7 protein-coding genes are annotated in these 8,525 nt (G+C 63.8%); 3 read left to right on the forward strand and 4 right to left on the reverse strand.

Annotation, left to right across the window (positions count from 1 at the left end):
• Nucleotides 1-95 precede the first annotated feature (95 nt).
• Nucleotides 96-1,568, reverse strand: coding sequence for a TonB-dependent receptor (locus MTR64_RS21515; RefSeq protein WP_327194286.1), 1,473 nt, complete (start codon nucleotides 1,566-1,568; stop codon nucleotides 96-98).
• Between the two features lie 21 nt (nucleotides 1,569-1,589).
• On the reverse strand, nucleotides 1,590-2,591 hold the full coding sequence (locus tag MTR64_RS21520; RefSeq protein ID WP_327194287.1) for a TonB-dependent receptor: 1,002 nt from the start codon (nucleotides 2,589-2,591) through the stop codon (nucleotides 1,590-1,592).
• 230 nt (nucleotides 2,592-2,821) lie between these two features.
• Between MTR64_RS21520 and MTR64_RS17255 the strand changes: the two genes are divergently transcribed.
• The 3 genes from MTR64_RS17255 to MTR64_RS17265 all read left to right on the forward strand — a co-directional run bounded on the left by MTR64_RS17255 (nucleotide 2,822) and on the right by MTR64_RS17265 (nucleotide 6,857).
• A complete protein-coding gene (locus MTR64_RS17255; RefSeq protein WP_243995754.1) occupies nucleotides 2,822-4,444 on the forward strand; it encodes an MBL fold metallo-hydrolase RNA specificity domain-containing protein in 1,623 nt (540 codons plus the stop codon).
• A gap of 171 nt (nucleotides 4,445-4,615) precedes the next feature.
• Nucleotides 4,616-5,986: an aromatic ring-hydroxylating dioxygenase subunit alpha gene (locus MTR64_RS17260; RefSeq protein WP_268740987.1), complete on the forward strand. Its 1,371-nt coding sequence runs from the start codon at nucleotides 4,616-4,618 to the stop codon at nucleotides 5,984-5,986.
• A gap of 274 nt (nucleotides 5,987-6,260) precedes the next feature.
• Nucleotides 6,261-6,857, forward strand: a complete 597-nt coding sequence (locus MTR64_RS17265; protein WP_243995756.1) for a response regulator transcription factor — start codon at nucleotides 6,261-6,263, stop codon at nucleotides 6,855-6,857.
• 27 nt (nucleotides 6,858-6,884) lie between these two features.
• Here MTR64_RS17265 and MTR64_RS17270 read toward each other — a convergent pair whose 3' ends face one another.
• On the reverse strand, nucleotides 6,885-7,469 hold the full coding sequence (locus MTR64_RS17270) for a winged helix DNA-binding protein (protein ID WP_243995757.1): 585 nt from the start codon (nucleotides 7,467-7,469) through the stop codon (nucleotides 6,885-6,887).
• 282 nt (nucleotides 7,470-7,751) lie between these two features.
• A complete protein-coding gene (locus MTR64_RS17275; protein WP_243995758.1) occupies nucleotides 7,752-8,366 on the reverse strand; it encodes a hypothetical protein in 615 nt (204 codons plus the stop codon).
• Between the last annotated feature and the right edge of the window lie 159 nt (nucleotides 8,367-8,525).

Genomic DNA, 8,525 nt, shown 5'->3' on the forward strand with positions numbered 1-8,525 from the left:
TCGGGAAGAATGCAGAGGGGAGGGGGCGCCCGGTGCGCCTCCTCCCTTTTCTGTTGCTGCGCGGCGGCGGGGCCGCCACGCCGGTCACGCGCGGATCAGAAGCGGTAGCCCATCTCCACGCCCACCAGGCGGCGTGCACCCGGTGAAATGAACGAGCCGCCGAATTCGACTGCCGGGATGACCTCTTCCAGGTATTTCCGGTTCAGGACATTGTTGGCAAAGACCGACAGATCCCAGTTTTCGCCGGAAAGCCCGGCACGCACGTTGAGGACGCCGAAGGCCTCACGCTTGGCAACATCGTATTTCGCATCGCCGACGAAGGCCGGCAGGGCCAGCGCCGAGATCGGCAGCAGCCCGCTGAACAGCGTCGGGTTGGTCTGGTTCTGCACGGTGTGGAACCACGTCGGGCCGGTGATGCGGTAGTCCATGCGCACCACAAGATCGGTCGACGGGGCAATCGGCGCCTCGATTTCCGAGCCGATGTTGATGGTGTAGTCCGCCGTGTAGGGAGACTTGTTTCCGACCGTATTGGGTCGTGAGCTGTTCTTCTTGATCTCGCTGTCGGTCACGTTGGCCGATCCGAAGATCTTCCAGCCGGGAATGATCTTGGCGGCGACGTTGGCCTCGACGCCCTTCACATCGACACGGTCGATGTTGGAGACGACACGCAGCAGGCCGAACGAGCCGACGAAGAATTCGAAGAACTGCATGTCGCTGATGCGCGTGTAGTAACCGGCGAGGTCGAAGGTGACCCGTCCGTTCAGCATCGAGCCCTTCACGCCCAGTTCGAACGCGCTCGAGGTTTCCTTCTTGTAGTCGTCCGAGATGGTGACATCGGTGCCGAGGAACTGGTTGAAGGTCTGGTCGATGACAGCGGCAGACCCCTGGTTGTTGAAGCCGCCCGACTTGAAGCCGATTCCCCAGTTGCCGTAGATGTTGAGTTCCGGACTCGGTTCCCAGCTCAGGCTGATCTTGGGTTCGAGCTGCTTGTAGGTGCGCGACTTCGGGGTAAGTGCGCCGAAGGCCTGGCCGGGGTTGATCGGGCCGCCGGTGAAGGGGTCGAGCGCGTCGGGCACCAGCGACGATGTCCGCCGCTGCTCGATGTCGTAGCGCAGCGCCATCCCGGCGTTCAGGCCATTGTCGCCCTTGTAGTCGATCGAGCCGAAGCCCGCGTAGACATTGCTGCGGAACTTGTCCGCCAGCAGCATCGAGGTGGGATTGTCGCTGGTAGGATCGTTGTAGAGCGAATGGCTCACCCCGTTGCCGTTTTCCGCGCCGAGGCTGACACCCACCTTGCGGTCGATGTGCAGGTAATAGGCGCCGAACTGCCAGGAGAGAGGGCCGGTCCCTTTCGACGACAGGCGGATTTCGCCGCTGACGTCCTTCTGGTTGCGGATCTGGAGCTGGCTGCCGTCACAGGTCGCCGGGCTGTAGGCGCCGAAGGTGGAGCCGTTCGCCGGGGCGAAGATGAAGGGAACGGGGATCTGGCCGATGAAACCAGGCTGGTTGACCGGAAAGCCCGTGAGCGCTGCAGTGCTGGCAAAGCAGGCATCGACCACGCCCTGCACGGTGGGATCGACGGCGCTGATTTAGCGCGCGAAGTCCGCGGAGGTTCCGTCTGCGGTCAGGCTCTGCCGGACGTCCGAATAGAGTGCCCAGGCCGTCAGCTTGGTCGAGCCGAAATCGTGCTCCAGCTTGGCGGATATGTCGAAGGTCTTCTGCGTATTGGTCGGCCGGATGTTGCTGTAATAGTTGAATTCGTGGTCGTTTACGTTCTCGTAGAAGGCCGGATTGACCGCAGCGAAGTTGGGCAGGTGGAACGATGCATTGAAGTTGATCGATGCACCGGTGAGCTTCGAATAGCGCGATTTCACGTCGAGTTCGGTGGCGTCGCCGATTTCGGCGGTCAGACGCCCATCGACGCTCCACACTTTCTGGTCGTCCACGACCTTGCGGTTGTCGAGATAGGCGTTGCGGAAATAGCCGTCGGTCGTGCGGTAGTACCCGGATACCAGCGCACCTACGCCTTCCGCCAATGGCCCGGAAAGGTATGCGGTCGCTTCGTAGGTGTTGCGCTCGGCGGCACTGGCCCGCAGCGCGCCTTCCAGCTGGTCGCCGGGCTTGGCGGTCTGGATGACGATCGCGCCCGCGGCGGCATTGCGGCCGTAGATGGCGCCTTGCGGGCCTTTCAGGATTTCGATCTGCCGCAGCGTGCCCTGCGTCTGGTTGAGTTGCGCCGTGTTGGTCTTGAGAATGCCGTCGACGACAAGCGCGACCGAGCTTTCGGCATCGCGCGCCCCGTTCATGCCGCGAATATAGATCTGGGTGTCGCCGGCCTCTGCCGTGCCCGTCACGATCGTGACACCGGGCGTCAGCTGGGCAAAATCCTGGGCCTTGTTGGCACCGGTGCGGATCAGGGTGTCCGCCGTGATAACCGTCACGGAAGCCGGAACGTCCTGCAGGCGTTCGTCCTGACGGCGGGCCGTCACCATGATCTCGTTGGCCGCCCCCGGATCGGCCATCTCCTGCGCCTGAGCGGCCGCCGCGACGCAGATCGAGCTCAGAGCACATCCGATGTAGGCTAGTTTCATTTTGCGCACCCCAGTTTTCAGGGGCAACGTGAATCTCGCCCCAACCGGGGAGGGTCTCACCCGATAGGCCTGTCGCAACTTTTTGTCTGAAAATATCCGACTGTCGGATTGTCTGGGGGAAATTTCGGGAGTTGGAAAGCCGCGCGTGCATCGCCATGGGCCACATGCCCATTCTCCGGAATTTGATCTAACCCCTTGTTACGGCGCCGGGGCGGTTCCATGGTCCGGCCATGACACAGCCTCTCACCCTGACGTTGAACGGCGCCGCGCGGACGGTAACCGGTTCCTGTCACGAATTCGTGTTCGGCAAGACGCGCGTGCTTGTCGATTGCGGGATGTTCCAGGGATCGCGAACGCTCGAAGGGCTCAATGCCAGCCCGTTCGGCTTCAATCCGCACCATGTCGATGCGGTGGTGCTGACCCATGCGCACATCGATCATTCGGGCCTTCTGCCACGCCTCGTTGCCGAAGGGTTCAGCGGGCCGATCTGGTGCACGCAGGCAACCGCCGACCTGCTCGAATACATGCTGGCCGATTCCGGGCGCATTCACGAGGCTGATACCGCCCGCCGCAACCGCCGCCGCGACCGGGCGGGCGAGGAACCCTTCGAACCGCTCTATACCGAAGCCGATGCCATGGCCGCATGGGGCCTGTGCCGTCCGGTGGAGCGCGAGGAATGGTTCGAACCGGCTCCCGGTTTCCGCGCGCGGCTGTGGAACGCGGGGCATATCCTCGGCTCGGCCTCGGTCGAAATGGAGGCGGGCGGCACGCGTGTCATGTGCTCGGGCGATATCGGGCCGGACAACAAGGCCTTCCATCCCGATCCCGAAGGGCCTTCGGGCTTCGACCACGTGCTTTGCGAAAGCACCTATGGCGACCGCCGCCGCGAGCGGGTGACGATCGAGGCGCGGCGCAAGGTGCTGGAGGCGGAAATCCGCGGGGCGCTGGACCGGGGCGGGAACCTGCTCATTCCCAGCTTCGCGCTGGAACGCACGCAGGAACTGCTGCTCGACATCGTCGAACTGTTGCGGGCCAAGGCGATCCCGCCGGTGCCGGTGTTCATCGACTCGCCGCTCGCCAGCCATGCGACCGACGTGTTCAAGCGCCATGCCGCCGAGCTGGAGGACCTCCACGGCTCCTGCGTGTTCACGCATCCGCAGCTCCATTTCGTGGAAAGCGTGCAGGAATCGATCCGGCTCAATTCGGTGAGCGGCGCGATCATCCTGGCCGCCTCGGGCATGTGCGAGGGCGGGCGCATCCGCCATCACCTGATCCACAACCTCTACCGCCGCGAGGCGACCGTCCTGTTCGTCGGCTATCAGGCGGCGGGCACGCTCGGCCGGGTGATCCTGGACGGTGCGCAGCGGGTGCGCATTTCCGGGCAGGACGTGCACGTGCGCGCGTCGATCCGGCGTATCGATTCCTACTCGGCCCATGCGGATCAGTCCGAACTGCTCGACTGGGTGGCCGCCCGCGCGCCGATTCACGGCAGTGTGTTCCTCGTTCATGGCGAGGACAGCGGGCTGGAAACCATGCGCCAGCTCGCACAGACCCGCGCGCCCGATGCCACGATGGTCGTTCCGTCGATCGGCGAGACCTGGGAGCTGCCTGCGGGCGCACCCGCACGGCGCACGAAGACGGGCCGCGAGGACATTGCCCAGAGCCTCGGGCACGACTGGCAGAACGCCTATGCCTCCTTCGTCACCGGCCTCAAGCGCGACCTCGGCCGCATCGAGGACGAGAAGGCGCGCGAAGAGGCTCTGGCGCAGATGCGCAAGGTGCTCGACAGCTATGCCGCGCACCGGGACGGGCGGCGCAGGCACGCGGCGGAGAAGGCATCCCGCGAGCGATGAGGCCGTTTCGGGTCTGGTGCTCGGCCTCGTGATCCCTTAATAAACACCCCTGTTGAGTAGCGGAGGGCTTCAAAGTCGCCCCGCGCCGGGAGATCAGGCCACAAGGGCCAAGGGAGACGCAGCGTGAAAAAGCCGGAAAAGTTCGAACCCAGCCGCCTGACTGCGAAGGACATGGATGACGAGGTGCTGTCGACCTATCCGACAGATGCCTTCCTTTCGAAGGACTACCTCGAGGTGGAGAAGAAGCTGCTCTGGCCCAGGGTCTGGCAGATGGTCGAGCGGGTGGAGGACCTGCCCAACCCCGGCGACTGGATGACTTACAACGTCGCCGATGAATCGGTGATCGTGCTGCGCAAGGACGACGGCTCGTTCAAGGCGTTCCACAACGTCTGCCCCCACCGCGGCCGCCAGCTTGTCTCCACGCCCGATCATTTGCCAGGCAAGGTGCATGACGTGCGCGGCAACAACCGCAAGAACTTCATCTGCGGCTTCCACGGCTGGACTTTCGATACCGACGGCAACAACACCTACATCCTCGATCCGCAGGACTGGCAGAACAAGCTGACGCCCGAGATGACCTGCCTGTCCGAAGTGCAGGTGGATACCTGGGGCGGGTACATCTACATCACCATGGATCCCGACGCGGTGCCGCTGAAGGAGTGGATGGGCCGCGCGGGCGAGATCCTGGAGCATTTCGAACTCGACAAGATGCGCTACAAGTGGCGCCAGTGGGCGATCTACGACTGCAACTGGAAGACCGCGATCGAGGCCTTCCTCGAACCCTACCACGTCGCGGGCACCCACACCCAGCTGCTCGCCTATGGCGACTACTACGCGCTCTCGAAGCAGTACGGCCTGCACTCGGTGTCCAGCTACGACACGCGCGAGGAGAAGTTCCAGATGAGCGAGAGCGCGGGCACCACCCGCGCCGGCAAGGGCGACGACGCGCGCGTCTCGACCTACGAGCTGATCCGCGAGAACTACGAGACGGTGAATTACTCGGCGTCTACAGAGACGCTGGTGAAGGCCGCCAGCCGCTTGGTCGATGAACTGCCCGAGGGCACTTCGCCGGCCGAATGCATCGCGCACTGGATCAAGTCCGCCAGGGCCGACGATGCCGCGCGCGGGGTGATCTGGCCGGCCGTGCCGCCGGAGATCAAGAAGGAGAGCGGACTGGCCTGGGGCCTGTTCCCCAACCAGAACATCCTCCACGGCGAGACGTTCGCGCTGTGCTACCGGGTGCGTCCCTATGGCAATGATCCGGACAAGTGCGTGTTCGAAAGCTATGCGCTCGAACGCTTCCCGGAAGGCGAGGAGCCGCGGACCGAATGGGTCTATGCCGATCCCACCGGCGAGAACTGGGGCTCGGTGCTGGCGCAGGACTTCTCGAACATGCAGTTCGTGCAGAAGGGGATGAAGTCCTCCGGCTTCCGCGGGCCGCTGCCCAACCCGCATCAGGAGCAGAAGGTGATTAACCTTCATCGCAATCTGGCCAACTTCATGGAGGGCCGTGGCGCTCCGACGAAGCTGGACATCGACTGACCGCCGCCAGCGCAGGCGGCAACACTGCAATCAGGGGCGTGATCACGCGTTCGCGCCCCTGAAGCGCGTTCCGAGCGGTACGGACTCCTCGCGCATCAGCGGTACTCGGTGGTTTTTGGCAGATTTGTGGTTGATTTTCGGGTCATGCCGCGCCGGAAAAATTCAAACGATTGCACGACACTTACGAAAGATAGTTCCGTTTTGGATGCAAAATAGTCGCCGATGGAGCGGATTAGGGATTAATCCGGACCGCAATCCCCCGTACTGATCGAGTATGGAACACTATCGCACTATCGCACTGATCGAAAACGACTACCAGAAGCGGGCGAAGATCACGAACGCCCTGTTCGCTGGCGGTTTTCATGTGGAACCGTTCGAGGAGATCGAGGAATTCATTTCCGAGAGCAAGACGAGCTATATCGTCCTGATCCACGATAGTGGCGATAATCTGGACAAGCTGTTGAAGCTGATCAACGGTCAGGCCCAATGGTTTCCGATTATCCCTTATGCGGAAGAGGCTCCGCTTAACTCTATTGTCTCCGCGATGCTCAAGGGCGCGATCGGCTATATCGACCGGTTGCCCGATCTCGATGGCGTGATGGATGTCATCAACTCGAACCGGGCCGAGCGCCAGAAGCTGATGGAAAACGGCCGCCTGCGGGCCGAAGCGCGTGCCAAGCTGGTGCTGCTCACCAAGCGCGAGCGTGAAGTGCTCAAGTGCATGGCCGACGGAGACTCGAACAAGATCATCGGCATGAAACTGGGGATCAGCCCGCGCACGGTGGAAATCCACCGCGCCAACATGATCACCAAGCTCGAGACGGATTCGACCAACGAAGCTCTGCGGCTGGCCGCCTACGCGGATATCTGAAGGCGGCAGGCCGCGCGCGGGAACGTTTCAGCCCGCGCCCGTCCGCCCGCGGGTGATCTGGGCCATCGCTTCCGCCACGATGGCTTCCGTGTTCTGGCGCAAGCCGCCGCCTGAGGCCCCAAGGAACAGGGCCGGCAGACCCTTTCGCTTCCGTGCTGTCAGCCAGAAGCACCGTTCCATGAAGATCTGGATCATGCCCCGCAGGGCGCGGTCGGTCAGTTGCACGTAGACGCGGCGGGAATCGGTCTTGTCGCGATAGCGGCGCACCAGATCTTCCTTTTCCAGCAAGGTGATCCAGCGCAGCGCCGTGGTTTGCGGCACTTGCGAGCCCAGGCACACGCTGGTCGTCTGCATCGGCCGGTTCCGCAACTCGCCGATGAAAAGGTCGAGCAGGATATCCCAGGTCGGCTCCCCGAATAGTTGCGGCGAGCCGAACACTTTTTCCCGATGTCGCCGCATGTTGTAGGTGCCCAGCGCGATTTCCAGCCAGTCATCCACCGTGGGGATCAGGGGCTGACCATCGGCTTCGTCATCGGGTTCGTCGCGGATCGCAACCTGCGATATGAGTTCGTTGAGTTCACCGGCGAGATCACGGATCCTTTGGCTCGGCATGGCGAAGTTCTCCCACGTCAAGGGCCCTCCGACCCTCTGTCCCTCTCCCCGGAGCATCCTTCCGCGCGGCGGCGTCAAGGACGGCGGAAACTTCGCCCCGTGTTCCGCGAAAGTCAATCGTGCGGATTCATGGAAACAAGCCCTGCAGGCCACTCGCATTGACTTGCCTTTCGCGGCGAGGCACCATTCGCGCCGCACAATCCGGACGGTCGCCCGGACGGTCGCATTTCAGCATTTTCCGCATTGCCGATGCGCTGCCCCGGTACCCCGGGTGCCCTGTTTTCAGCTTTCGTCAGGCTCCGGATCACGGCCTTCCTGCGCGGCGAGGCGGCGTTCCTTCATTTTCTCGATCTTGGCATTGATGCTGTCGAGCAAGGCTTCGCTGTCGTACTCGCGCGCCTCGCGCCGCTGCTCGCGCAGCAGTTCCGCCGTGCCGCCGAAACGCTCCGCGCGGCGCTGGCGCAACAGGAACAGCATCAGCGGCGTGTCGTAGCGCCGCCAGGTGGCGACCACCTTGCCGTCCCACACCACCACGCGTTCCTCGCCTGCGATCGCGCGTTCGAGCGCGCAGTCCTCCAGCCGGGCGACGCCCCGGTCGATCGCCATGTCCCAGGCTTTGGAAAAGCCCTCGGCGCCCTTGCGGTGGCGCAGCTTGTAGAGCGCCTCCAGCGAAGCCCCGATCGTGCGCGCCGCCTGCGTGACGATCCCGGTGGCCGCGAGCGCGGCGATGAACGCGCGCTGCCGGTCCGGCGTGATCGAATTGCGGCGCGGCGCCGTGTGCAGATAGGGCGCGAACCCCAGCAACGGATCGTCCGCGTCCGGCGGCTCGTCGAAGAACGCGGTGCGCGAGGTGCGGCGGGAAGGGCAAACGGAAGAGGAGCCCAGCGAGGTGCCCATTCCTCCCCGAGCTTGCTCGGGGAGGGGGACCGCCCGCGCAGCGGGTGGTGGAGGGGGAGGAACCTCCTCAACGCCCGCGCCATCCCCCTCCACCATCGCTGCGCGATGGTCCCCCTCCCCAGGACGAGCCTGGGGAGGATCTTGGGGAGACAGGCGGAT

Source organism: Novosphingobium album (ex Hu et al. 2023), assembly GCF_022832385.1.
Taxonomy (GTDB): domain Bacteria; phylum Pseudomonadota; class Alphaproteobacteria; order Sphingomonadales; family Sphingomonadaceae; genus Novosphingobium; species Novosphingobium album.

What these genes read in the sequence shown, in the direction of transcription:
- MTR64_RS21520 (WP_327194287.1), bottom strand. Translation starts at nt 2,591, where the DNA reads ATGAAACTAGCCTACATCGGATGTGCTCTGAGCTCGATCTGCGTCGCG.
- MTR64_RS17255 (WP_243995754.1), top strand. Translation starts at nt 2,822, where the DNA reads ATGACACAGCCTCTCACCCTGACGTTGAACGGCGCCGCGCGGACGGTA.
- MTR64_RS17260 (WP_268740987.1), top strand. Translation starts at nt 4,616, where the DNA reads ATGGATGACGAGGTGCTGTCGACCTATCCGACAGATGCCTTCCTTTCG.
- MTR64_RS17265 (WP_243995756.1), top strand. Translation starts at nt 6,261, where the DNA reads ATGGAACACTATCGCACTATCGCACTGATCGAAAACGACTACCAGAAG.
- MTR64_RS17270 (WP_243995757.1), bottom strand. Translation starts at nt 7,469, where the DNA reads ATGCCGAGCCAAAGGATCCGTGATCTCGCCGGTGAACTCAACGAACTC.
- MTR64_RS17275 (WP_243995758.1), bottom strand. Translation starts at nt 8,366, where the DNA reads ATGGGCACCTCGCTGGGCTCCTCTTCCGTTTGCCCTTCCCGCCGCACC.